20 protein-coding genes are annotated in these 23127 nt (G+C 69.0%); 7 read left to right on the plus strand and 13 right to left on the minus strand.

Translation table 11 applies throughout. From position 1 onward, the window contains the following. Positions 1–4: 4 nt before the first annotated feature. The 10 genes from dapD to SGCZBJ_RS05050 all read right to left on the minus strand — a co-directional run bounded on the left by dapD (position 5) and on the right by SGCZBJ_RS05050 (position 12140). Positions 5–850, minus strand: a complete 846-nt coding sequence (gene dapD / locus SGCZBJ_RS05005) for a 2,3,4,5-tetrahydropyridine-2,6-dicarboxylate N-succinyltransferase (RefSeq protein WP_101716928.1) — start codon at positions 848–850, stop codon at positions 5–7. After that, a complete protein-coding gene (locus SGCZBJ_RS05010) occupies positions 847–1512 on the minus strand; it encodes a pyrimidine 5'-nucleotidase (protein ID WP_101716929.1) in 666 nt (221 codons plus the stop codon). The genes dapD and SGCZBJ_RS05010 overlap by 4 nt, the downstream gene beginning before the upstream one ends. 136 nt (positions 1513–1648) lie before the next feature. Continuing rightward, entirely contained in the window at positions 1649–2563 is a 915-nt protein-coding gene (gene argB / locus SGCZBJ_RS05015) for an acetylglutamate kinase (RefSeq protein WP_101716930.1), read from the minus strand. Between the two features lie 77 nt (positions 2564–2640). Then, the gene (locus SGCZBJ_RS05020; protein WP_101716931.1) at positions 2641–2937 is read right to left on the minus strand and encodes a SemiSWEET family sugar transporter; all 297 of its coding nucleotides are present in this window, start codon (positions 2935–2937) and stop codon (positions 2641–2643) included. Next, positions 2937–3401 carry a response regulator gene (locus SGCZBJ_RS05025; protein WP_101716932.1) on the minus strand — a complete coding sequence of 155 codons (465 nt, stop codon included), beginning with the start codon at positions 3399–3401 and terminating at the stop codon, positions 2937–2939. The genes SGCZBJ_RS05020 and SGCZBJ_RS05025 overlap by 1 nt, the downstream gene beginning before the upstream one ends. Positions 3402–3414: 13 nt before the next feature. Next, positions 3415–4524, minus strand: a complete 1110-nt coding sequence (gene lovK / locus SGCZBJ_RS05030) for a photosensory histidine protein kinase LovK (protein WP_101716933.1) — start codon at positions 4522–4524, stop codon at positions 3415–3417. A 160-nt stretch (positions 4525–4684) separates the two neighbouring features. Beyond that, positions 4685–5731: a sulfate ABC transporter substrate-binding protein gene (locus SGCZBJ_RS05035; protein WP_101716934.1), complete on the minus strand. Its 1047-nt coding sequence runs from the start codon at positions 5729–5731 to the stop codon at positions 4685–4687. Positions 5732–5835: 104 nt separating this feature from the next. Beyond that, positions 5836–6864: a sulfate ABC transporter substrate-binding protein gene (locus tag SGCZBJ_RS05040; protein ID WP_101716935.1), complete on the minus strand. Its 1029-nt coding sequence runs from the start codon at positions 6862–6864 to the stop codon at positions 5836–5838. Positions 6865–7142: 278 nt separating this feature from the next. Continuing rightward, positions 7143–8708: an OprO/OprP family phosphate-selective porin gene (locus SGCZBJ_RS05045; protein WP_240621417.1), complete on the minus strand. Its 1566-nt coding sequence runs from the start codon at positions 8706–8708 to the stop codon at positions 7143–7145. A 210-nt stretch (positions 8709–8918) separates the two neighbouring features. Further along, positions 8919–12140: an autotransporter outer membrane beta-barrel domain-containing protein gene (locus tag SGCZBJ_RS05050; protein ID WP_101716936.1), complete on the minus strand. Its 3222-nt coding sequence runs from the start codon at positions 12138–12140 to the stop codon at positions 8919–8921. A 243-nt stretch (positions 12141–12383) separates the two neighbouring features. Here SGCZBJ_RS05050 and SGCZBJ_RS05055 point away from each other — a divergent pair, with 243 nt between their 5' ends. The 6 genes from SGCZBJ_RS05055 (at position 12384) to phoB (ending at position 19012) form a co-directional block, all read left to right on the plus strand. After that, a complete protein-coding gene (locus tag SGCZBJ_RS05055) occupies positions 12384–13841 on the plus strand; it encodes a sensor histidine kinase (protein WP_101716937.1) in 1458 nt (485 codons plus the stop codon). Between the two features lie 101 nt (positions 13842–13942). Further along, positions 13943–15385 (plus strand): phosphate ABC transporter permease subunit PstC, encoded by a 1443-nt coding sequence (gene pstC, locus SGCZBJ_RS05060; protein ID WP_101716938.1) that lies wholly within the window; start codon positions 13943–13945, stop codon positions 15383–15385. After that, entirely contained in the window at positions 15378–16691 is a 1314-nt protein-coding gene (gene pstA, locus SGCZBJ_RS05065) for a phosphate ABC transporter permease PstA (RefSeq protein WP_101716939.1), read from the plus strand. The genes pstC and pstA overlap by 8 nt, the downstream gene beginning before the upstream one ends. Positions 16692–16746: 55 nt before the next feature. Continuing rightward, entirely contained in the window at positions 16747–17589 is an 843-nt protein-coding gene (gene pstB / locus SGCZBJ_RS05070) for a phosphate ABC transporter ATP-binding protein PstB (protein WP_420808149.1), read from the plus strand. 16 nt (positions 17590–17605) lie between these two features. Then, positions 17606–18298 carry a phosphate signaling complex protein PhoU gene (phoU, locus tag SGCZBJ_RS05075; protein ID WP_101716941.1) on the plus strand — a complete coding sequence of 231 codons (693 nt, stop codon included), beginning with the start codon at positions 17606–17608 and terminating at the stop codon, positions 18296–18298. A 21-nt stretch (positions 18299–18319) separates the two neighbouring features. Further along, complete coding sequence (gene phoB / locus SGCZBJ_RS05080) at positions 18320–19012, plus strand: phosphate regulon transcriptional regulator PhoB (protein WP_058349669.1); 693 nt, start codon at positions 18320–18322, stop codon at positions 19010–19012. A 295-nt stretch (positions 19013–19307) separates the two neighbouring features. Here the strand turns inward: phoB and SGCZBJ_RS05085 are convergent, their stop codons facing one another. Further along, complete coding sequence (locus SGCZBJ_RS05085; RefSeq protein ID WP_101716942.1) at positions 19308–19706, minus strand: MerR family transcriptional regulator; 399 nt, start codon at positions 19704–19706, stop codon at positions 19308–19310. A 60-nt stretch (positions 19707–19766) separates the two neighbouring features. Here SGCZBJ_RS05085 and SGCZBJ_RS05090 point away from each other — a divergent pair, with 60 nt between their 5' ends. Next, entirely contained in the window at positions 19767–20435 is a 669-nt protein-coding gene (locus SGCZBJ_RS05090) for a cation efflux transmembrane domain-containing protein (protein WP_101717247.1), read from the plus strand. 120 nt (positions 20436–20555) lie between these two features. On the opposite strand, the gene SGCZBJ_RS05095 is transcribed toward SGCZBJ_RS05090, so the two are convergent. Both SGCZBJ_RS05095 and SGCZBJ_RS05100 read right to left on the minus strand, forming a co-directional pair. Beyond that, positions 20556–21176 (minus strand): cysteine hydrolase family protein, encoded by a 621-nt coding sequence (locus tag SGCZBJ_RS05095; RefSeq protein ID WP_101716943.1) that lies wholly within the window; start codon positions 21174–21176, stop codon positions 20556–20558. Between the two features lie 245 nt (positions 21177–21421). Beyond that, positions 21422–23041 (minus strand): ATP-binding protein, encoded by a 1620-nt coding sequence (locus SGCZBJ_RS05100; RefSeq protein WP_101716944.1) that lies wholly within the window; start codon positions 23039–23041, stop codon positions 21422–21424. Positions 23042–23127 lie beyond the last annotated feature (86 nt).

The following is a 23127-nucleotide window of genomic DNA, read 5'->3' on the forward strand; positions in this document are numbered from 1 at the left end:
GCGATCAGTCGCGCAGCAGGTCGTTGATCGAGGTCTTCGAGCGGGTCTGGGCGTCGACCGTCTTGACGATCACGGCGCAGTAGAGGCTCGGGCCACCGTTCTTGTCGGGCAGGCTGCCCGGCACCACGACGCTGTAGGGCGGCACCTTGCCGACGTGGATCTCGCCGGTCTTGCGGTCGATGATCTTGGTCGAGGCCGACAGGTAGACGCCCATCGACAGCACGCTGCCTTCGCCGACGACCACGCCTTCGACGACTTCCGAGCGGGCGCCGATGAAGCAGTTGTCCTCGATGATGGTCGGGTTGGCCTGCAGGGGCTCCAGCACGCCGCCGATGCCGACGCCGCCCGACAGGTGGACGTGCTTGCCGATCTGGGCGCACGAGCCGACCGTCACCCAGGTGTCGACCATGGTGCCCTCGTCGACGAAGGCGCCGATGTTCACGAACGACGGCATCAGGATGACGTTCTTGGCCACGTGCGAGCCGCGGCGGACGATGGCGCCCGGCACCGCGCGGAAGCCGGCGGCCTCGAACTGCGGGGCTTCCCAGCCGTCGAACTTGTTGGGCACCTTGTCCCACCACGGACCCACGCCGCCGCCGAGCGTGCCGGCGCGCATCACGCTGTTGGGGTTCAGGCGGAACGACAGCAGCACGGCCTTCTTCAGCCACTGGTGGGTGGTCCACGCGCCGTCGATCTTTTCCGACACGCGGGCCTTGCCGCTGTCGAGCAGCAGCAGGGCTTCCTCCACGGCGGTGCGCACCGGGCCGGTGGTGGCGGTCGAGACGCCGTCGCGGGCTTCCCAGGCGGCTTCGATCTCGGTCTGGAGGTCGGCGAGGGGGAGGGCGGTCATGCGTGGGTTCCCTTCAGGCGCGCCGAGCTCAGGAACCCGGCGAGGTCGTTGGTGCGGTGATGGACGTGTTCGGAGGTCGAGGCGGCCGCATGGGCGCCGACCAGGACGGTGGTCATGCCCAGTCGCGCGGCGGGCACGAGGTTCTTCTCGCTGTCCTCGAAGAAGGCCGTGGCCGGCGGATCGATGGCGTGCAGCTTGGTGATCTTGTCGAAGGTCGCCAGCGAGGGCTTGGGGATGTAGTCGGCCGTCTCGATGGCGAAGACGTCCTGGAACATCGCGCGCAGCCCCAGGTGAGCCAGCACCCGCTCGGCGTGGCCCAGCGAACCGTTGGTGAACACCAGCCGGCGGCCGGGCAGGGCGGCGATGGCGTCATGCAGCGCCTGGTCGGGGACCAGGTTCTCCATCGACACGTCGTGCACCTCCTCCAGGAACTGGGCGGGGTCCATGCCGTGATAGGTCATCAGCCCGGCCAGGGTGGTGCCGTGCTCGAGGTAGTATTTCTTCTGCAAGGCCCGGGCCTCTTCGCGGGGCAGGCCCGTGAAGCGCTCGACGAAGTCGGTCATCCGGCCCTCGATCAGGCCCATGAACTGGGTCTCGGCCGGATAGAGGGTGTTGTCGAGGTCGAACAGCCAGGTGTCGACGTGGGTGAGGTCGATGGTCATGGCTGGAACCTCCCCCTGTGGGGGAGGCGATCGCGGAGCGATCGGAGGGAGGAGGGACCTTGGCGCGGCGGCGGCTGAAAACGGCCCCCCTCCGGCCCTTCGGGCCACCTCCCCCAGAGGGGGAGGATCCTGTCGATCATTTCGAGATCAGCGTGCCCGCGCCGTGCTCGCTGAACAGTTCGACCAGCATGGCGTGCGGGCGGCGGCCATCGAGGATGACCACGGCCTCGACGCCGCTCTCCACGGCGTGGATGGCGTTCTCGAGCTTGGGGATCATGCCGCCGGTGGCGACGCCGTCGGCGATCAGCTGGCGGGCCTGCTCGATCGTCATCTCGCGGATCAGCTCGCCATTGGCGTCGAGCACGCCCTTGATGTCGGTCAGCATCAGCATCCGCTTGGCCTTCAGCGCGCCCGCGAGCGCTCCGGCGACCGTGTCGGCGTTGATGTTGAAGGTCTCGCCCTGCTCGGACACGCCGATCGGGGCGATCACCGGGATGTAGTCGGTTTCCGAGGTCAGCAGGGCCTGGATCAGGTGCGGGTCGACCTTGGTCGGCTCGCCCACGAAGCCCAGGTCGACGGCCTGCTCGATGTTGCTGTCCGGATCCTTCTTGGTCCGGGTCACCTTCTCGGCGGTGATCAGGCGGGCGTCCTTGCCTGACAGGCCCACGCCGCGCACGTCGGCTTCGGCGCCGGCCTGGGTGATCCAGTTGGCGATTTCCTTGTTGATGGCCCCCGACAGGACCATCTCGGCCACTTCCATGGTGGCTTCGTCGGTGACGCGCAGGCCGTCGATGAAGGTCGACTTCACACCGGCCTTGTCGAGCATGCGGCTGATCTGCGGACCGCCGCCGTGGACCACCACGGGATGCACGCCCAGGAGCTTCAGCAGCACGGCGTCGGCGGCGAACAGCTTGGCCACCTCTTCCTGGCCCATGGCGTGGCCGCCGTATTTGATCACGACCGTCTCGCGGTCGTAGATCTGGATATAGGGCAGGGCCTCGGCCAAAGTCTTGGCGGTGGCCCAGCCAGCTTCCTCGGCGACATTGGTCAAAGGCGGTGGTCCTGGTGCGCGAAAATAGGCGCGCCTCGATAGCGGACCCCGCCCCCCCTGTCACCCTTTGACTAGGTTCACCCTTTGACGTCGTCTCCCGACCTCTGGCGCCCGTAGCGCCATTTCAGCGCGAGCACGGCGGCCGACATCGCAAGGCAGGCGAGGTTCGAGGCCGCTACCGGCCAGGCCTTGATCATCAGGCCGTAGCCCAGCCAGCAGGCGAAGCCTGTCACGGTCACCACATAGGTCCGCAGCGACACCGACGAGGCGTCCTTCTCCCGCAGGATCTTGACGATCTGCGGGGCGAAGCTGGCGATGGAGAGCAGCGCCGCGGCCGTGCCGACGAAGACCGCGACCGGGTGGGCGGCGGCCATCAGGCCGAGCGAGGCGTTTCGGTCAGGCCCCAGAGCTCTGCATAGGCCGGCGCCAGCGCCAGCCCGACCGGCGGCAGGCCCGGCGCGTGCCCCTCTTCCAGGCAAACGGCCAGATAGGCGAGAGCGGTCTTCACGCCGTGCTCGGAATAGGGCTTGCCGATCACCCCGCAGGCGCCGGCGAAGTCGTCGGGCAGGCGCTTGACGTTGGCGGTCATGAACAGGGCCACGCAGCCGCAGTCGTCGTGGATCTTGCGCACCACCTCCACGCCCGTAGGGCCGTCGCGCAGGTGGACGTCGACGAGGGCCAGGTCCGGATGCAGCGACCTGGCCAGGTCCACCGCCTCGTCGGAGCTCATGGCGCAGCCCACGGGGTGGTAGCCAGCCTCCTGGACCAGGAACTCCAGCTCGGTGGCCAGGAGCACCTCGTCCTCGACGATCAACACATCCAACGCGCGCCCTGGCATGGGTTACTGGTTCCTAGTGATGCGCGCCGTTGACGGGCAGGTTGACGACGACGCGGGTTCCGGGCTGGGTCGCCGTGGTCTCGGACCGCGCCTTCAACTGCTGGCACAGCAGCTGGACGATGGTCAGTCCGAACCCCGTGGACCGGGCCCCTTCAGCCATTCCAACGCCGTCATCGGCGATTTCGATCCGAAACTCGCCATTTGTGCGAGTGATCGATACCGAAATGTGGCCCGAACGCCCCTCCGGGAAGCCATGGCGCAGGGCGTTGGAGAACAGTTCGCTGATCACCAGGGCCAGGGGCGCGGCCTTCGAGGCCGGCACGTCCACCCGCTCAAGGTCCAGGCTGACGCGGATCTCGTCGCGATTGGCCGAGCCGGCCATGTCCGACACCAGGTCGCGCACGAAGGCCGAGACGTCGAAGCGCTCGACGTCCTCGCTCTGGAACAGGCGGCGGTGGACGGTGGCGATGGCGTTCACCCGCTCCAGCATGCCGCGCAGGCTGTGCTTGACCGCCGGCTCCTTCTCGCGCCGGTTCTGCAGCAGAAGCAGCGACGATATGAGCTGCAGGTTGTTCTTCACCCGGTGGTCGACCTCGTGCAGCAGGGCGGTCTTCTGCTCCAGGGCCAGGGAGAGCTCGCGGGTGCGGGCCTCGACGGCGTCCTCCAGGTCGCTGCGGGTCTCGCGCAGGTGCTGCTCGGTCTGCTTCTTTTCGCTGACGTCCAGCTGCGAGCCGAAGAAGTAGATGATCTGCCCCAGCTTGTTGCGCACGGGCGACAGGTACAGCGCGTTCCAGAACGTGCTGCCGTCCTTGCGGTAGTTGAGGATGTCGATGGCGATGTCGTCGCCGTCGGCGATCGCGCCGCGCAGTTCGCCGATGGCGACCGGGCTGGTGTCGGGCCCCTGCAGGAAGCGGCAGTTGCGGCCGATCACCTCCGAACGGGCATAGCCGGTCAGCCGCAGGAAGGCGTCGTTGGCGAAGATGATCGGATTGTCGGCCTGGGTGGCGTCGGTGACGATCATGGCCATGCGGGTGGCGCGGATGGCGGCGGCGAAAGGGTCGTCGATGCCGTGCTCGGCCGCGAGCTGGTCGCTCGCCCGCTGAGACTTCAGATAATCCGTCATTCCTGAGCCCGACCCCGGCTTTGTTCTATGGACGCCCCGTCAACGGCTGAACGCCCGGTCCTGGGTCGGGTTCCCGACCAAGCTTGGCGTGGGAACGCAAAACGCGGCGGCCCCATGGGGACCGCCGCGCCTGCAATGGTCAAGTTTTGAAAGGGGGGCCCTATTTCGGACGGTAGATGCGGTCGAAGACGCCGCCGTCGGCGAAGTGGGTGGCCTGGGCCTTCTTCCAGCCGCCGAAGGTGTCGTCGATGGTCGACAGCGGGATCGCCTTGAACTTGCCGGCGTACTTCTTGGCCACGGCCGCGTTGCGCGGACGGTAGTGGTGCTTGGCGATCAGCTCCTGGGCCAGGGGGCTGTAGAGGAAGTTGAGGTACCCCGTGGCGGCCAGGCGGGTCTTGTGGCGGTCGACGTTCTTGTCGACCAGGGCCACCGGCGGCTCGGCCAGCACCGAGGTTGACGGCACGACGATCTCGAACTGGCCCGGCAGTTCCTCCAGCGCCAGGAACGCCTCGTTCTCCCAGGCCAGCAGCACGTCGCCGATGCCGCGCTGGGTGAAGGTGGTCGTGGCCCCGCGCGCGCCGGTGTCGAGCACCGGCACGTGGGCGAACAGGTCCTTCAGATAGGCTTCGGCCTTGGCCGGATTGCCGCCCGGCTGCTTCAGCGCCCAGGCCCAGGCGGCCAGGTAGTTCCAGCGCGCCCCGCCCGAGGTCTTCGGGTTGGGGGTGATGACGCCGACGCCCGGCTTGACCAGGTCCGGCCAGTCCTTGATCCGCTTGGGGTTGCCCTTGCGGACCAGGAACACGATCGTCGAGGTGTAGGGCGTCGAGTTCTGCGGCAGGCGCGACTGCCAGTTGGCCGGCAGCAGCTTGGCGCGCTCGGCGATCTCGTCGATGTCGTAGGCCAGGGCCAGCGTGACCACGTCGGCCTGCAGGCCGTCGATCACCGAGCGGGCCTGCTTGCCCGAACCGCCGTGGCTCTGGTTGATGGTCAGGGTCTGGCCGACCTTGTCCTTCCAGTACTTGGCGTAGGCGGTGTTGATGTCCTTGTAGAGCTCGCGCGTCGGGTCGTAGCTGACGTTCAGCAGGGTCAGCGACCCGGCCGCCTGGGCCTGGCCCGCCAGCAGGGCGGGGGCCCCGAGAGCGGCCGCGCCGGCGCCGGCCGCGCCGAGCAGGCCGCGCCGGGTGGGAGACTTGAAGGCGTTGGTCATGGCGATGTCGCTCTTGGCTCGGATGGGTCCGGGCGATTAACGCACGAACCTGACTGACGCCTCATACCCTATTGTCTAGGTAGGTTTCACGCCCAAGAAGACTCTCACGGTCGGTAGATTTGATCGAAGACGCCGCCGTCGGCGAAATGCCGGCCTTGCGCCTTCTTCCAGCCGCCGAACTGGCCGTCGATGGTGGCCAGCGGGATCTTCGGGAACTTGGCGGCGTACTTGGCCGCGGCCTGCGGATTGCGCGGGCGGTAGTGATGCTTGCCGATCAGGTCCTGGGCCAGCGGGCTGTAGAGGAAGTTGAGATAGCCCTCGGCGATCAGCTTGGCGCCGCGCCGTTTCACCACGCTGTCGATTACCGCCACCGACGGCTCGGCCAGGATCGAGCGCGACGGATAGACGATCTCCAGGCCGTCGGCGGCGAACTCCTGGCGGGCCAGGTGCGCCTCGTTCTCCCAGGTCAGCAGCACGTCGCCGACGCCCCGCTGGGCGAAGGTGGTCATCGAGCCGCGCGCGCCGCTGTCGAGCACCGGCACCTGCCTGTAGAGCTGGCGCACGAACGATTGCGCCGAGGCGTCGTTGCCGCCCGGCTGCTTCAGCGCCCAGGCCCAGGCGGCCAGATAGGCCCAGCGCGGCGCGCCGCCGGTCTTGGGGTTGGGGGTGATGATCTGGACGCCGGGTTTGACGATGTCGCCCCAGTCCTTGATCCGCTTGGGGTTGCCCTTCCTGACCAGGAACACGATCGTCGAGGTGTAGGGGGCCGAGTTCTGCGGCAGGCGCGACTGCCAGTTGGCGGCGGTCAGGCCGCGGGCGGCGATCTGGTCGATATCGTCTGCGAGGGCGAGCGTGACGACGTCGGCCTGCAAGCCGTCGATCACCGAGCGGGCCTGCTTGCCCGAACCGCCGTGGCTCTGGCGGATCTCCAGCGTCTGGCCCACCCGGCGCTTCCAGTAGGCGGCGAAGGCCGGGTTGATGTCCTGGTAGAGCTCCCGCGTGGGGTCGTAGCTGACGTTCAGCAGGGTGACGACCTTGGGCGCTTTCTGGGCCAGCGCGCTGCCGGGAGCCGCCGCCAGGGCGCCGGCGCCGAGGGCGAGGTCCCGGCGGGAAGGAAAGCGGAGCAGGGTCATCGGGCGTCCTTGAGGAGGTGACGCCAGACCTTGGCCGATGCGCGGCCGCAACGCGCGCGAGTGTTTCTGAAGGGGGGATCAGAAAGGGGCCGCCGTCTTTGGGGGAGGTAACCCTTCTTATCGCCCGTCATTCCCGCCCTTGTGGCGGGAAACCCTGGTTCCGTTCGCACGAGAAGCGCCAGCGGCGTGCTCGGCACGTCGCCTCACTCGCCCTTGCGGCTGATAGAGGGGTTCCCGCCACAAGGGCGGGAATGACGGGAGGAAAGGAGGCGTCCGCCCTAGAACGCGAACTGGCTGCGCAGGTTGACCGCCTGGTAGCCCTGGCTGAGCGGGGTCGCGCCGCCGGCCGGGTCGAGCCGGTCGATGTCGACGTCCAGGTAGTCGAGCGAGACCTTGGTCACCGAGTTGGGGAACCAGTTCACGCCTGCGCTCCAGATCGTCTGCTCGCCGCCGCGCACCCGGTCGGCGGCCAGGGCGGCCAGTTCGTGGTGGTTGAGGTCCAGCACCGAATAGCGCGCCGCCAGCTCCCAGGCGCCCCATTGGCCCGCCTTCGGGTCGAAGGGATGGGCGATGGACGGGGCGTCGAAGGCGAAGGTCGAGGCATTGTAGCGGCGGCTCTCGCCGGTCAGCACCAGGCCGCCCTCGACGTACCAGCCGCCGAACTTGGGGTCGCTGACGCCGGCGGCGGCGTTGCGGCGCTCCAGCGCGATGTCGAACACCTCGCTCTGGATCAGCAGGCTCTTGTGCTGCACGGCCAGCTCGGCGCCCAGGTGGCGCAGGTTCTTGGCGTCGAGAGCGCCGGTCGAGACCAGGGTGGTCCCGTCGACGCGCAGTTCGGGGCGCTCGGTCAGGGTCAGGGCGTAGGCGCCGCCGACCGCCGTCTGGGCCGGGGTGGCGATGTAGCCGCCGTTGACGCCCAGGTGCAGCAGCCAGTCCTTGTTCTTGATCGGGGCGAAGGCGGCGCGGCCGACATAGGCCTGCTGCTCGTCGAAGGTCTGGGCGTCGCCGCTCTTGCCGCCGGTGGCGGCGGCCGACAGCAGCCAGTTCTCGCCCGAGGTCTGCACCTGCAAGCCGTAGCGGCGGTCGGCTGCGGCCAGGCCCCGCACCATCTCGGCGATCGCCGCGCGCTCGGGGAACAGCGCGCTGTTCTGCGAGGCCGCGTCGCTGAGGCCGACGTTCGGGGCGAAGGCTCCGGCCCGCACCCTGAACGGCGCGTAGTTATACTGGATGAAAAGCTCCTGGAGCATGCCGGGGCCGTCGGTCCCGTTGCCGCCGAAGTCGAGCAGGATCGAGTAGTCGAAGTTCTTGAAGAACCGGCCGTCGACGCCCAGGCGCGCGCGGCGGAAGTTGCTGCCGCTATTGAGGTCGCGGCCGTTGCCGATCACCGCCGGCAGGCCCTTGTCCTGGAAGTAGTGGGCGGTGTCGAGCTGCATCACTGCGTGCAGGCTGGCGGTGAAGGCGCCGTCGGTGGAGGCGATGGTCGGACGGCCGGCGGCGATGCTGACGGTGGCGGCCGGCAGTGGCGAGGCGGCCTTCGGCGGCGGCGCGACGGCGGCGACCTGGGTCTGGGCCGGAGCCGCCTGGGCCGTGGTGGCGGGGGTCGCGGCGGCGGGGGCCGTGGTGACCGGTCGGCTGGCCATGGTGGCCGTCTTCAGTTCGTTGATCTGTTGCTGCAGCAGCTTCAGCTGCGCTTCCAGGGCCTCGATGCGGGCCTGCTGGTCGCCCGCAGCAGGAGAGGCGGATGTCTGTGATGCTGGCGTCTGGGCGCCGGCGCTCCCCGCGATCGCCAGCGTCGAGGCGCAGGCGATCAGGGCCATGCGCGAGGCAAGGCGGTTGATGGTCACGGTCTTCCCCTCGCGGCGGCTCTGCGCCACCGTCCTATTGCTCAGGGGAACATGACTAACGGGCAGGCTCTAACGGAGTTTTGACGACCCAAGTCCTTGGTTTTGCTGGCCGCTGCGGCCAAGTGTCGCTCCGAGGGCGGACGATCGAACGAAAAAGGCCCCGCACGTTGTGCGGGGCCTTGAACTCTACTCCGCCAGGGCGGCCGATGGTTAGAACATCGTCCGGCCGGTGAGCTTCACATTGTAGCGCTTCTGGCGCTTGGTGCTTTCCGCGCCGCCTTCCAGGGCGACGTAGGACATGGCCGTGCCGGCCCGCAGGGCGAAGCCCAGGGTCAGGGCGCCGTCGCGGTTGTCGAAGGCTTCCAGCACGTACTTGCCGTTCTTCTTGGTCACGACGGTGTCGGCCAGGCTGCCGGCGATGGTCTTGCGGTAGCCGACGCGCACTTCCGGACGCAGCCACACCTCGCGGCCGAAGTCCGCGCCCATGACCAGGCCCAGGTCGCCCGACAGGTTGCTCCACTTGCGCGAGCCGATGGCGCCGTCCAGCACGTCGCCGCCGCCGACTTCGTCGTGGCTCGACTCGTTGAGGTAGGTGTAGTCGACGCGCGTTTCGGGACGCAGGAAGTAGCGGCCTAGCTTGGCCTCGTAGGCGGCGCCGGCGAAGGCGTTGGCGGTCACCGCGCCCCAGTCGGCCTTGGTCACGCGGTCTTCGTCGGTGACGCCGTCGCCGTTGAGGTCGAGGAACAGCACGCGGTTGCTCTCGAACCAGCCGTAACCGGCGCCGCCGCCGAGGTTGAAGCGCCAGGGGCCGACCGAACGACGCCAGTAGACGCCGGTCTGTACGATCGAGGCGGTGGTCTGTTCGCCGACCTGGGCGACCGTGTCGTGTTCTTCCAGCGCGGTGTAGGCCAGGGTCGCGCCCAGAGCGCCGCCCGCGTCGCCCATGGCTTCATAGCCGGCGACGAAGCCGAAGGCCTGGGTGTCGGTGCCCAGGGTCTCGCCGTCCTCGCGGCGCACCAGGCCGTTGATCTCCTGCACCCAGATGCTGTCGGGGCCATAGCGGTCGCCCGGATCGGGACGGATGGCGGTGGCGGCCGAGATCTGCTGGTTGATGTTCTGCAGGGTCGCGAACATGCCTTCGCCCTGGTCGGGCAGCAGCTGGTTGTAGTTGCGGACGAAGGTGGCCTTGTCGTTGATGCCCAGGAACAGGCTGGCCACGTCCTTGTCGCCGGCCAGCGAGCCGAACAGGGCGTCGTAGGCCGAGGCGCCCGATCGGGCCAGGCCGATTTCCGAGGCGGTGCGGCGGCGCACGTCCAGATAGACGTCGTTGCCCTGGGCCTTGGCGGTGGCGACGTACATGTACGGCGCGTTGTCCAGCAGGCCTTGGCCGAAGGTCCCGGCGGTCAGCGAGCCGGCCGAGATCACCTTGTACGAGGTCTCTTCGGTCAGCAGGCTGGTCAGGCGCAGGCCAAGCTGCGCGCCGCTGGTGATGTTGGCCGCGCCCGAGACCGCCAGCTGGGTGTGGGTGCCGGCCGTCGGGTCGGCCGTGAACACCAGCTTGCTCTCGGCGCCCAGGTTCAGGTTCGAGATGTTCAGGGTCTGGGCGTTGGTCAGGCCCAGCGAGCCCTTGCCGATGGTGATGTCCAGCTGGCCGTCGCTGTCGCTGATCGCGCCGATCACGGCCGCGCCGCCGTCGATGCGGAAGGTGTCGGCCCCGGCGCCGAACGCGATGTCGCCGACCACGGCGCCGTTCAGCACGTTGAAGGTGTCGGCGCCCGAGCCGAAGCGGATCGCGCCGATGATCGACGGTTCTGCGTTGTCGGGCACGCCGTCGCCGTCGGCGTCGGGCAGGGTCTTGTCGCTGCTGACGATGCCGTTCTGGGTCAGGGTGACGCCGGTGGTGTTGCGGCTGACGTCGATGGCGACGGCCTTGCCGGTGATCGTCTCGTTAGACGGATCGGTGTCGGCGTCGTCCTTGTCGTCGGCGTCGTCGGTGGGCGAGATCGCCGCGATGATCGAGCCGGTGTTCTCGATCGAGGTCAGGCCGCCCGAATAGTCGATGACGCCGTAGGCCGAGCCCTTCTCGCCGACGACGTTGGAGTTGATCACGCCGCCGTTGCGCAGGCTGGGGACGTTGGCGCCGGCCTCGATGACGATGCCGCGGGCGTCGAACTCGCCTTCCGAGACGCTGTAGGTGGTGATCGAACCCTTGTTGTAGATCACCGGGACGTTGGCGCCGGCCGTCACCCGCACGCCGTTGGCGTTGGCCTCGTAGGCCTGCGAGGTCATGGCGGTCTCGAGCAGGGCGCCGTTTGCGATGTTGGTCGCCTGGCCGGTATTGCCGCCCAGCTGGACGCCGGTCGAGGTGATGCCGTCATAGACGCCGTTGGCGACGATCGCGCCGCGGGCGCGCAGGCCGTAGGCGTTGTCGCCCGTGCCGATGACGCCGATGTTGATCGCGCCGGTGTCCGAACCGATCAGCAGGGCCGGAGCCGCGCCGTAGACGGCCAGGGCGGCGTTGCCCTCGTTGGCGTCCTCGATGCCGTCGCCGTCTTCGTCGGTCTTGGTGGTGTCGTTGTCGGCCGGGCGGATGTCGAGCAGCACGCCGCCGGTGACGCTGCCGGCCACGCGGACGGCCGGGCCGCCTTGCAGCAGGTCGTCGGCGTCCAGCTTGTCGCGCACGGTCTTGTCGGCCGGGCGGGCGGTGTAGCGGTAGCCGGTGGCCGTGACCGCGCCCTGGATGACGAAGGCGCCGTTGATGTTGTTGTCGATCGCGACGCCGGTCGAGTTCTGGCCCAGCACCGAGACGCTGCCGTTGACGGTGACCTTGCCGGTCACCGGCGCGTTGACGTGGACGCCGTAGCTGTTGTTGCCGGTCACGGCGATCGCGCCGCCGCTGGTCAGGTTGCCGTTCAGCGCGCTGTCCAGCTTGATGCCGGCCGAGTTGTTGCCCTCGATGGTGATCGTGCCGCCGGTGGACAGGATGTCGCCGGTGAAGGCGCCGGGGCCGGCCAGGCGGATGCCGTAGCGGTTGGAACCCAGCGCGAAGGCGCCGTCCACGTCGCCGTCCGAGTCGGTGTCGGTGGGGGTGTAGTCTTCGTCCAGCGTGATCGTGCCGGTGTTGGTGACCGTGCCGGTCGTCCCGCCGTTGATCAGGATGCCGGTCGAGTCGTTGACGCCCTGGGTGCTGAGCGTCCCGGCGTTGTTGACCTTATTGTTGCTGTTCAGCGTCACCAGCGCGCCGCTGGCGGTCAGCTTGATCGAGCCGGCCGTGTCGATCTTGACATCATCGGCCGCGCCGTTCGTCCCGGCCGAGCCGGTGGCGATAGGCGTGGTCCGCGCGGTGTTCACCACCGTCTCGGCCTGCGCGGCCAAGGCCATGGCCAAAAGAGGAGCGGCCGCGACCGTCGCGACCAGGACCTTGCGCTGCATACGAACAGACCACCCTAAGGAGAATTCCCTCGATCCCCAGATTGCGTCAGGTTGCGGCGAAATTGCGGTGACTTCCGCACCCGACACGCATCCAGGGGTTCCCCGTCTATCCCATGCTCAACGGCGGCGCCATATCTGGTTCGTCGAATCATCGCATCGTCACAAAACTGGCCTAGGAGCCTTGGCCCCCGCCCCGCCCTTGTCGGAGGCCATCGCCCTTTCCAAGGAGCCCGGACGCTCGCCATGCCCAGCCTTACTCCCCTCTCGCCGGTCGCGCCGGAGCGCTGGGGCGGCGGCTTGGCCGGAGCCTGGGTCGGGGCCTGGACCGCCGTGGCCGCCGGGCCGACCGCCCTGGTGGCGATGACCGCCCTGGGCGCGGCCAGGCCGGGCGTGGCCCTGCCGGCGGCGATCCTGCTGGGCTTCGGCGGCGCGATCCTGCTGCGCCGGCTGCGTCGCCGGCTCGACGACTCGGTGCTCAGCCTGGCGCCCGCCGCCGCCTCGGCCGACCGCGCGCCGCCCTTCGCCGTCATTACCGAGAACCTGCCCGACCCCTTGATGGTCATCGCCGCCGAGGAGGCCGACGACCTGACCGGCCGGCGTTTCGTGTTCGCCAACGCCGCGGCCCGCGAGCGTTTCCGCATCCGTGAGGGGGCCCTGCTGGTCACCGCCGTGCGCAGTCCCCAGGTGCTGGAGGCGGTGGACGAGGCCCTGTTCGGCGGCGTCGAGCGCACGGTCGAATGGACCGGCGTCGGCTCGCAGGGGCGCGACTGGACCGCCCAGGCCCGGCCGCTGGGCCGCGACGAGGCCGGCTCGCACCTGGCCTTGCTGGTGCTGCGCGACGAGACGGACGTGCGCCGCACCGAGCGCACCCGCGCCGACTTCCTGGCCAACGCCAGCCACGAACTGCGCACGCCGCTGGCCTCGCTGTCGGGCTTCATCGAGACCCTGCGCGGCCACGCCAAGGAGGATCCGGGCGCCCGCGACAGGTTCCTGGCCATCATGCAGGCCCAGGCCGAGCGGATGTCGCGGCTGATCGACGACCTGATGAGCCTGTCGCGCATCGAGCTGAACGAGCACATCGCCCCGGCCGGCCGCGTCGACCTGGCCATGGCCGCCCAGGACGTCATCGACGCCTTGGCTCCGCAGGCCCGCGACAAGCAGGTCGCCTTCGACGCCATCCTGCCGCCGCGCGGCGCGGCCGTGGTCGAGGGCGACCGTGACCAGATCGTCCAGGTGATCCAGAACCTGGTCGACAACGCCATCAAGTATACGCCCAAGGACGGGACGGTGCGGGTCGAGATCTTCCCCGGCCTGACCCCGGCCACGGCCGTGGCCGCGCGCGACCCGGCCGCCGCCCGCCTGGCGCTGCTGACCCCCGATCATTCCGCCGTCGAGGAATTCTACGCCGGCCTGCGGGTCAGCGACCGCGGGCCGGGCATCGCCCGCGAGCACCTGCCGCGCCTGACCGAGCGCTTCTACCGCGTCGAGGGCCAGAAGAGCGGCGAGCGCCAGGGCACGGGCCTGGGCCTGGCCATCGTCAAGCACATCGTCAACCGCCATCGCGGCGGGCTGCACGTGGAGTCGGTGCGCGGCGAGGGGGCCACCTTCGGGATCTACCTGCCGATGGCCAAGTCCTTGCCGGACAAGGATTTCGTGGCGTCGGAAGAGCCTGCGCCGGCCGGTGTCGTAAAACTGTCGTAGAAACGTCGCATAAGGTCGTCGCCCGGCCGGCATAGATCGGTTGACGGGCGGGGCGGTGCAACGGGCGCCGTCTTCGCATCCAGCGCAAGACCGCTTCACGCATGCTGACCTGGCTCTCGCTCCTGTTCCTGGCGCTGTTCGCGCTGGCGGCGTTCCTGCTCGGCCGCGGCCGAGCGCTCAAGGCCGCCGGCGGCGCCTCGGTGCGCCTGCACTCGCTGCCCAACTATTACGGCGCCTACGCCGCCCTGTGGGCCGGCGCGCCCGCCGCCCTCCTGCTCCTGCTCGGCGCCGTGTTCGGCGGCCGCATCGAGGAAGCCGTGCTGCAGGCCGAGCGTCCGGCCGCCATCGCTTCGCTGACCCCCGACCGCCAGGACGTGTTCTTCAGCGACGCCCGCGCCATCGCGGCCAAGGAATCGCCGTCGGAAGTCGTCTACGAGGGCGAGCTGAAGACCGCGCTCGACGCCAAGGTCGCCGAGTCCGCCAAGATCACCGCCACGGTGCGCTACACCACCATCGGCCTGGCCGCCCTGGTGGCCCTGATCGGCGTGCTGCTGGCCCTGCCGCGCGTGGGGCTGGAGTTCCGCGCCCGCAACCGCGTCGAGGGCTGGATCAACGGCCTCCTGATCGCCTGCTCGGTCGCCGCCGTGCTGACCACCCTGGGCATCGTGCTGTCGCTGGTCTGGGAAAGCTGGCGCTTCTTCCAGAGCGTCAATCCGCTGTCGTTCCTGTTCGGCACCGAATGGAGCCCGCAGATCGCCATGCGCGCCGACCAGGTGGCCTCGTCGGGCGCCTTCGGGGCCGTGCCGCTGTTCGCCGGCACCTTCCTGATCATGCTGATCGCCATGCTGGTGGCCGCGCCGGTCGGTCTCTACTCGGCGATCTATCTTTCGGAATACGCCGACCGCCGCGTGCGCTCGATCGTCAAGCCGCTGCTCGAGGTGCTGGCCGGCGTGCCGACCGTCGTCTACGGCTTCTTCGCCGCCCTGACCGTGGGCCCGCTGTTCCGGGCCTTCTTCAATGCGATCGGCGAGGGCATGGCCGGCGGCCCGCTGGACGGGATCGCCCAGTACCTGATGCAGGTGCAGAACCAGATGGCCCTGGTGGCCGGCGTGGTGATGGGGATCATGCTGATCCCGTTCGTCTCGTCGCTGTCGGACGACATCATCAACGCCGTGCCGCAGTCCCTTCGCGACGGCAGCTACGCCATGGGCGCCACCAAGTCCGAGACGGTCAAGAAGGTCATCCTTCCCGCCGCCCTGCCGGGCATCATGGCCGCCATGCTGCTGGCCGTGTCCCGCGCGGTCGGCGAGACGATGATCGTGACCATGGCCGCGGGCCTGCAGGCCAAGCTGACCGCCAACCCGCTGGACACGGTCACCACCGTCACGGTGCAGATCGTCACCCTGCTGACCGGCGACCAGGAGTTCGACAGCCCCAAGACCCTCTCGGCCTTCGGCCTGGGCCTGACGCTATTCGTCGTGACCCTGGCGCTCAACATCATCGCCCTGCGCATCGTCCAGAAGTATCGGGAACAATATGACTGACGCCGCCATCAACGCCGGCGCCGCCCCGCGCGAGCAGGGTCCCCGCCCGCAGCTCTCGGCCGCCGAAGCGCGCCTGAAGAAGCGCTATCGCTCGGAGATGTGGTTCAAGGCCCAGGGCATCGCCGCCATCGTCGTGGCGATGATCTTCCTGGTCGTGCTGGTCGGCCGCATCGTCGCCCAGGGCTACACCACCTTCGAGACCCACTCGATCAGCGTGCCGGTCTACCTGAACCCGGACCGCATCGACCGCACCGCGCTGGACGGGGTCAATTACGACTACATCGTCGCCGAGGCGGTGATGAAGAAGCTGAACATCCAAGACGACGACCTGGGCACGACGTCGGGCAAGGTCATGGACCTGGTCTCGCGCGACCTCGGCTTCCAGCTGCTCGACAAGATCAAGGCCGACCCGTCGGTGATCGGCAAGACGATCACCGTCACCGGCCCGGTCAAGGCCGACGCCGACCTCTACTTCAAGGGCGAGATCAAGCGCTCTACGCCTGAGGAAGACCGCAAGCTCGACAACCAGCAACTGGCCTGGCTGGACCAGCTGGAGAAGGACGGCACCGTCAAGGGCGGCTTCAACTTCGGCTTCTTCACCAAGTCCGACTCGACCGAGCCCGAGCAGGCCGGCGTGCTGGGCGCGGTGGTCGGCTCGGCCCTGATGCTGATCATCACCGCCCTGATCGCGGTGCCGGTCGGCGTGCTGGCCGCCGTCTACCTCGAAGAGTTCGCCCCGAAGAACCGCTGGACCGACGTCATCGAGGTCAACATCAACAACCTCGCGGCCGTGCCCTCGATCGTCTACGGCCTGCTGGGCCTGGCGCTGTTCATCAACTGGCTGCACGTGCCGCGCAGCTCGCCGCTGGTCGGCGGCCTGGTGCTGGCCCTGATGGCCCTGCCCACCGTGATCATCGCCACCCGCTCGGCGCTGAAGGCCGTGCCGCCCTCGATCCGCGAAGCCGCCCTCGGCGTCGGCGCCTCCAAGGCCCAGACCGTGTTCCACCACGTGCTGCCGCTGGCCATGCCGGGCGTGATGACCGGCGCCATCCTGTCGCTGGCCCACGCGCTGGGCGAGACCGCCCCGCTGCTGATGATCGGCATGGTCTCGTTCGTGCCGGGCGTGCCGGAAGGCTTCACCGGCGCCTCGACCGTCCTGCCCGTGCAGGTGTTCATCTGGGAGAACGCTTCGGAGCGGGCCTTCCACGAGCGCACCGCCGCGGCCATTCTCGTCCTCCTGATCTTCATGATCGTCATGAACGCCGCGGCCGTGATCCTGCGCCGCCGCTTCGAACGCCGGTGGTAGGATCCCGATGACCTTCACCCATCCCAAAGCCCACGCCCTCGTCCGGGGACACGCCATGCCGACCCAGAACCGCGACGCCTCCGTCGCCGCGCCCGTCATCCACACCGCCGTGCCCCAGGGCCATGGCGTGGTCGAGAGCCGCGACTTCAAGATCCGCGCCCGCGACGTCAAAGTCTTCTACGGCGACAAGCAGGCGCTGTTCGACGTCAACCTCGACATCCCGGCCAAGTCGGTCACCGCCTTCATCGGCCCGTCGGGCTGCGGCAAGTCGACCTTCCTGCGCTGCATCAACCGGATGAACGACACCATCCCGTCGGCCCGCGTGCTGGGCTCGATCGAGATCGACGGCGCCGACGTCAACGCCAAGAGCGTCGATCCGGTGGTGCTGCGCTCGCGCGTCGGCATGGTGTTCCAAAAGCCGAACCCGTTCCCCAAGACCATCTTCGAGAACGTCGCCTACGGCCCGAAAATCCATGGCCTGGCCACGCGCAAGGACGAGCTGGAAAGCATCGTCGAGAGCAGCCTCAAGAAGGCCGGCCTGTGGAACGAGGTCGCCGACCGCCTGCACCAGCCCGGCACCGGCCTGTCGGGCGGCCAGCAGCAGCGCCTGGTGATCGCCCGCGCCATCGCCGTCTCGCCCGAAGTGATCCTGATGGACGAGCCCTGCTCGGCGCTGGACCCGATCGCCACGGCCAAGATCGAGGAGCTGATCGACGAGCTGCGCAGCCAGTTCTGCATCGTCATCGTGACCCACTCGATGGCCCAGGCCGCCCGCGTCTCGCAGAAGACGGCTTTCTTCCACCTGGGCAAGCTGGTCGAAAGCGGCCCGACCGAGGAGATGTTCACCAATCCTCGCGACAGCCGCACCCAGGACTACATCACCGGCCGCTTCGGCTGACCCGGGGACCAAGGACATGACCGAACATACCGTCAAATCCTACGGCGAAGAGCTGAACCACCTGACCGCCGAGGTGACCCGCATGGGCGGCCTCGCTGAAGCCCAGGTCGCCGACGCCGTCGACTGCATCGCCCGCCGCGACGCGCCGCTGGCCCAACTGGTGGTCGGCCGTGACGAGCGTCTCGACAGCCTGCAGGTCGAGATCGAGCGCAAGGCCTTCCGCCTGATCGCCCTGCGCCAGCCGATGGCCGTGGACCTGCGCCACGCCGTCGCCGCCCTGAAGATCTCGATGAGCCTCGAGCGCTGCGGCGACATGGCCAAGAACATCGGCAAGCGCGCCCTGATCCTGACCGAGGCCGAGCCGATGAGCGCCCTGACGCGCTCGATCGAGCGCATGGGCCGCCTGGTGCAGAGCCGCCTTAAGGACGTGCTGGACGCCTACACCGCCTCGGACGTGCAGCGCGCCATCAATGTCTGGAGCAGCGACGAGGAAGTCGACGAGCACTACAACTCGATCTTCCGCGAACTGCTGACCTACATGATGGGCGATCCGCGCACGATCAACGCGTGCACGCATCTGCTGTTCGTCGCCAAGAACCTCGAGCGGATCGGCGATCACGCCACCAACATCGCCGAGATCATCCATTTCGAGCTGACGGGCGAGGAGATCATCTCCCAGCGTCCCAAGCTCGACGTCGTCGCTCAGTAAGCTTTCGGGAGGCCTTTAGAAGTGACTCCGTACGTTCTGGTGGTCGAGGACGAGGACGCCCTGGCCACCCTGCTTCACTACAATCTCGACAAGGAGGGCTACCAGGTCGCGGTGGCCGCCGACGGCGAGGAAGCCCTGACCCTGGCCAGCGAACGCGCGCCGGACCTCGTCATCCTCGACTGGATGCTGCCCAAGGTCTCGGGCATCGAGGTCTGCCGCCGCCTGCGGGGCCGCACCGACACCCGCAACGTGCCGATCATCATGCTGACGGCGCGCGGCGAGGAGAGCGACCGTATCCGCGGCCTCGACACCGGCGCCGACGACTATGTGGTCAAGCCGTTCTCGATGGTCGAGCTGACCGCCCGGGTCCGCGCCGTCATGCGCCGCATCCGCCCGGCCCTGGCCGACGACCGCATCACGGTCGGCGACATCGTCATCGACCGGGTCGCCCACCGCGTGAAGCGCCAGGGCAAGGAAGTGCACCTTGGCCCGACCGAGTTCCGCCTGCTCGACTACCTGATGCAGCACCCGGGCCGGGTGTTCAGCCGCGAACAGCTGCTGGACGCCGTCTGGGGCTCGGACGTCTATGTCGAGGCCCGCACGGTCGACGTCCACATCGGCCGCCTGCGCAAGGCGCTGAACGGCTCCACCGAAGCCGACCCGATCCGCACCGTCCGCTCGGCCGGCTACTCGCTGGACGTCGAGGCGGCCTGAGGATTCCCTCTCTCTGAGAGAGAGGGAGGGGCCCACGCCAAGGGCGTGGGAGGGTGAGAGGTTACAGTCTCACCGGACAAGGCGCCGTCCCCCAAACCGCCCGCCATCCCGGAAAGCCCGAAGGGCTTATCCAGGACCCAGGGGCCGACGCAGTGCGGCGACCCCGGCTCTCCGGTACGCGGCGCCCGGATGACGATTGAGAGAACGGTCTGAGGTTTCCCGGCAAGCGGTGAAACCTCTCACCCTCCCACCGCTGCGCGGCGGGCCCCTCCCTCTCTCAAAGAGAGAGGGTCGATCATTTCCCCCGCAGTCGCCCGATGATCTCGCAGTCGGCCACCGTGTCGTTGCGGCAGTGGCCCAGCATGTCCTGAAGCTCGGCGCGCATGGCCGTCAGGTCGGCGATCTTGCGCTCGACCTCGGCCAGCTGGTCGCGGGCCAGGGCGTCGACCTCGCCGCAGGGGCGGTCGGCGCCGTCGGCGAGATCCAGCAGGGCCCGGATGGCGTCGAGGCCGAACCCCAGGTCGCGCGAGCGCTTGACGAAGGCCAGCCGGCGTTCGTGGCCGGCCTCGTAGGCGCGGTAGTTGCCTTCCGTGCGCGGCGGCTTGGGCAACAGGCCCATGCGCTCGTAGTAGCGGATGGTCTCGACCGGCACGCCGGTTCGGCGGGCGAGATCTCCGATGGATAGCGTCGACATGCTCTTGACCCTGTAGCGACTACAGGGTGCAGAGATGGGGCCTTCTCGATGGAGGTCCAGATGTCCGGCTGCTGCGGCGACGATCTTTGCAAACCCGAGAGCGCCCCGCCGGCGGGCCGCTGGCGCCTGGCGCTGTGGATCGCGCTGGTGGTCAACGGCGGCATGTTCCTCGTCGAGGGAACGGCGGGCCTGTTGTCGGGCTCGGCGGCGCTGCAGGCCGACAGCCTCGATTTTCTCGGTGATGCGGCCAACTACGCCATCAGCCTGGGCGTGGCCGGCATGGCCCTGGCCTGGCGGGCCCGGGCGGCGATGCTGAAGGGCGCGACCATGCTGGTCTTCGGGGCCTGGGTCAGCGGCGCTGCGCTGTGGGGCGTGTTCGAGGGGCGCACCCCCGAGGCGCCGGTGATGGGCGCCCTGGGCCTGGCCGCCCTGGTCGCCAACGTCGCCGTGGCGATCATGCTCTATGGCTTCCGCACCGGCGACGCCAACATGCGCTCGGTGTGGATCTGCTCGCGCAACGACGCCATCGGCAACGTGGCGGTGATGCTGGCGGCGCTGGGCGTGTTCGGCACGAACTCGCGCTGGCCCGACCTGCTGGTGGCCGGGGTGATGGCGCTGCTGGCCTTGCAAGGCGGCTGGGAGATCGTCCGCCAGGCGCGCGGCGAACTGCGCCAGGCCAAGGCCCCGCCGGCCCCCGCTCGTTTCACCGTCGCGGCGCGCAACCGCTAGCCGCCCGGTGCGTGGCCCTCGCCCTTCGACAGGCTCAGGGTGAGGACCAATCTGGGCGCGGCGGCGGAAAAACCTCATCCTGAGCTTGTCGAAGGACGAGGTTTTCGTCCCAGAGGCAGGCTAGCCGCCCAGCGCCGCCGTCACCGCCTCGGCCGTCAGGATGGCGTGGGCGTAGGTCGGGGCGTTGATGGCGTGGGCCGCGTGCAGGGCCTCGTCGGTAAAGGCTGCCGTGGCGTCGGTGACCAGGGTGACGTGGTAGCCCAGCTCCGAGGCGAAGCGGCCGGTGCCCTCGATGCAGGTGTTGGCCACCAGGCCGATCAGGATCACGTGGGTGATCTCGCGCTGCTTGAGGCGATAGTCGAGGTCGGTGTTGGCGAAGCCGCTGGAGCCCCAGTGTTCGGTGACGATGACGTCGCCGGGCAGGGGCGCGAAGTCGGGGTGCCACTGGCCGCCCCAGCCGTCCTTCTCGAAGACCATCGCCCGGGCGCTGCCTTGCAGGTAGGGCGAGGGATGCTTCCAGCCGTCCAGGTCGCCCAGGGCGAAGCGGTGGTGAGGCACGATGAACACCGGCAGGCCGGCCGCCCGCGCCGCCGCCGTCACGGCCGCCAGCCGCGCGTGCAGCCCTTCGGCCGCTTTCGTCGCCGCGACCCTGGGCCACAGCTTGCCGCCGTCGGCCAGGAAGTCGTTGTAGGGGTCGACGAACAACAGGGCGGTGCGGTCCCTGGGATAGGCGTCCGGCATGGCGAGGCTCCTGGCGGCGGGACTGTCAGGAGGCGCGCTCGGCGGGCGGAAGGCTTGGATGTTCCGGTCGTGGCGGGACCTCCCTCCACCTCCAAAACTCCCGTCATTCTCGCCCTTGTGGCGAGAACCCCTGGTTCCGCCTGCACGGGAGGCGCAAGCGGATCGCAGGCGATCCGCCTCAACCGCCCTTGCGGCTGGCAGAGGGGTTTCCGCCACAAGGGCGGGAATGAGGGGAGATTAAGGACCTAAACCCCCTCCGCCGCCAGTTCGCAGGCTTGCGCGATGGCGTCGAACAGGGCCGAGACGGTGACCGGCTTGGCCAGGTGCAGGTCGGCGCCGGCCGCCAGGCAGGCCTCCACCTGGTGGGGCATGGCGTTGGCTGTCAGCGAGATGATCGGGATCCGCACGCGGCCGGCGGCCCGCTCGCGCTGGCGGATCTCCTGGATCGCCGTCAGCCCGTCCATCACCGGCATCTGGGTGTCCATCAGGACGAGGTCGAAGTCCTGCGCCTGGTAGGCGCGCAGGGCCGCCTCGCCATCCTCGGTGACGACCACGTCGGCGACGCCGTCGAGCATCAGTTCCACCACCCGCTGGTTGGCCGGATGGTCCTCGGCCAGCAGCACCCGCAGGCGCTCGGGCGCGGCGGCCTTCGGCGCGCGCCGGGCCGGCGCCGGCGCTTCCGGGGCGGCCGGGGCCAGGCGCGTGGTCAGGGTGAAGCGAGCGCCTTCGCCGGGCGTGGAGACGCAGGCGATGTCGCCGCCCATCAGCTTGGCGAACCGCAGGGCGATCGACAGGCCCAGGCCCGAGCCGCCGAACCGGCGGGTGATCGAGCCGTCGCCCTGCACGAAGCGCTCGAACAGGCTGGCCTGCACCTCGGGCGTGAAGCCCTCGCCGGTGTCCTCGACGGTGAGGGTCAGCAGCACCTCGTCGCCGTCGGCGCGCGTGCCTGCGTGGACGCTCACCGAGCCCTCGCAGGTGAACTTCACCGCGTTGCTGATCAGGTTGTTGACGATCTGTCCGAACTTCAGTGCGTCGCCGGTGACCCGCTGCTGGAAGGGCTCGTCGAAATCGAGCGAGAAGGACAGGCCCTTCTGGTGGGCCAGGCCCTCGAAGGTGGCGGCGCAGGCGGTCACCGCCGCGCGCAGGTCGAAGGGCGCGGTTTCCAGCTCGACCTCGCCGGCCTCGATCTTGGCCAGATCCAGAATGCCGCTGAGCAGGGCGTTCAGGGTGCGGCCGGAGCTGAGGATCACGTCCATCATCTCGCGCTGGCGCGGGGTCAGCTCGGTCTGGGCCAGCACCTGGGCCATGCCCAGCACGCCGTTCAGGGGCGTGCGGATCTCGTGGCTCATATTGGCCAGGAACTCTGACTTGGCGACGCTGGCGGCGCGGGCCCTCTCCAGGGCGGCCTCCAGGGCGATTGCCGACTTCTTTCGCTCGGTGATGTCCTCGCTGATGATCAGCAGCAGCTTCTCGTCGCCCTCTCCGGGGATGGCGATCTTCTTGGTCTGCAGCCAGCGGTCGCCGTTGTGCGGCGTCTTCAGCGGTTCCTCGTCGATCACCCACAGGCGGTCGCTGGCCAGCACCTTGGCGTCCATCTCGGCGAAGAAGGCGGCCTGCTCGGGCGGGAAGAAGTCGGCGTCGTTGCGGCCGATCAGGTCCTCGCGCGGGACGCCCAGCAGTTCCTCGCCGGTGCGGTTGACCAGCACGAAGCGGCCGTCGCGGCCGTTCTTGACCACCAGCATGGCCGGCACGCTCTCGACCACGGCGTCGAGGAAGGCCCAGGAGTGCAGGGCCTTGGCCGGGTGGGAAGCGGCGTCCGTCGCGGCCGCCGGGTCGCGCGGAAGGTGATGGTCGTCCTTGGCCATGTGTCTTTGAGAAAGCCCCGTGGCGCGCGTCCTGCCCTGGACGCGCGAATTTGCACAGGAAGAAGCCCGCGCGCGGGGCGCCTGGC

Source organism: Caulobacter zeae (assembly GCF_002858925.1).
GTDB lineage: Bacteria > Pseudomonadota > Alphaproteobacteria > Caulobacterales > Caulobacteraceae > Caulobacter > Caulobacter zeae.

Bases quoted from the DNA above. Each gene is read 5' to 3' on its own strand.
- SGCZBJ_RS05010 (WP_101716929.1), bottom strand. From the start codon at position 1,512: ATGACCATCGACCTCACCCACGTCGACACCTGGCTGTTCGACCTCGAC.
- SGCZBJ_RS05040 (WP_101716935.1), bottom strand. From the start codon at position 6,864: ATGACCCTGCTCCGCTTTCCTTCCCGCCGGGACCTCGCCCTCGGCGCC.
- SGCZBJ_RS05085 (WP_101716942.1), bottom strand. From the start codon at position 19,706: ATGTCGACGCTATCCATCGGAGATCTCGCCCGCCGAACCGGCGTGCCG.
- SGCZBJ_RS05035 (WP_101716934.1), bottom strand. From the start codon at position 5,731: ATGACCAACGCCTTCAAGTCTCCCACCCGGCGCGGCCTGCTCGGCGCG.
- SGCZBJ_RS05095 (WP_101716943.1), bottom strand. From the start codon at position 21,176: ATGCCGGACGCCTATCCCAGGGACCGCACCGCCCTGTTGTTCGTCGAC.
- phoU (WP_101716941.1), top strand. From the start codon at position 17,606: ATGACCGAACATACCGTCAAATCCTACGGCGAAGAGCTGAACCACCTG.
- SGCZBJ_RS05055 (WP_101716937.1), top strand. From the start codon at position 12,384: ATGCCCAGCCTTACTCCCCTCTCGCCGGTCGCGCCGGAGCGCTGGGGC.
- SGCZBJ_RS05090 (WP_101717247.1), top strand. From the start codon at position 19,767: ATGTCCGGCTGCTGCGGCGACGATCTTTGCAAACCCGAGAGCGCCCCG.
- SGCZBJ_RS05050 (WP_101716936.1), bottom strand. From the start codon at position 12,140: ATGCAGCGCAAGGTCCTGGTCGCGACGGTCGCGGCCGCTCCTCTTTTG.
- pstC (WP_101716938.1), top strand. From the start codon at position 13,943: ATGCTGACCTGGCTCTCGCTCCTGTTCCTGGCGCTGTTCGCGCTGGCG.
- SGCZBJ_RS05025 (WP_101716932.1), bottom strand. From the start codon at position 3,401: ATGCCAGGGCGCGCGTTGGATGTGTTGATCGTCGAGGACGAGGTGCTC.
- SGCZBJ_RS05100 (WP_101716944.1), bottom strand. From the start codon at position 23,041: ATGGCCAAGGACGACCATCACCTTCCGCGCGACCCGGCGGCCGCGACG.
- SGCZBJ_RS05020 (WP_101716931.1), bottom strand. From the start codon at position 2,937: ATGGCCGCCGCCCACCCGGTCGCGGTCTTCGTCGGCACGGCCGCGGCG.
- lovK (WP_101716933.1), bottom strand. From the start codon at position 4,524: ATGACGGATTATCTGAAGTCTCAGCGGGCGAGCGACCAGCTCGCGGCC.
- dapD (WP_101716928.1), bottom strand. From the start codon at position 850: ATGACCGCCCTCCCCCTCGCCGACCTCCAGACCGAGATCGAAGCCGCC.
- pstA (WP_101716939.1), top strand. From the start codon at position 15,378: ATGACTGACGCCGCCATCAACGCCGGCGCCGCCCCGCGCGAGCAGGGT.
- pstB (WP_420808149.1), top strand. From the start codon at position 16,747: ATGCCGACCCAGAACCGCGACGCCTCCGTCGCCGCGCCCGTCATCCAC.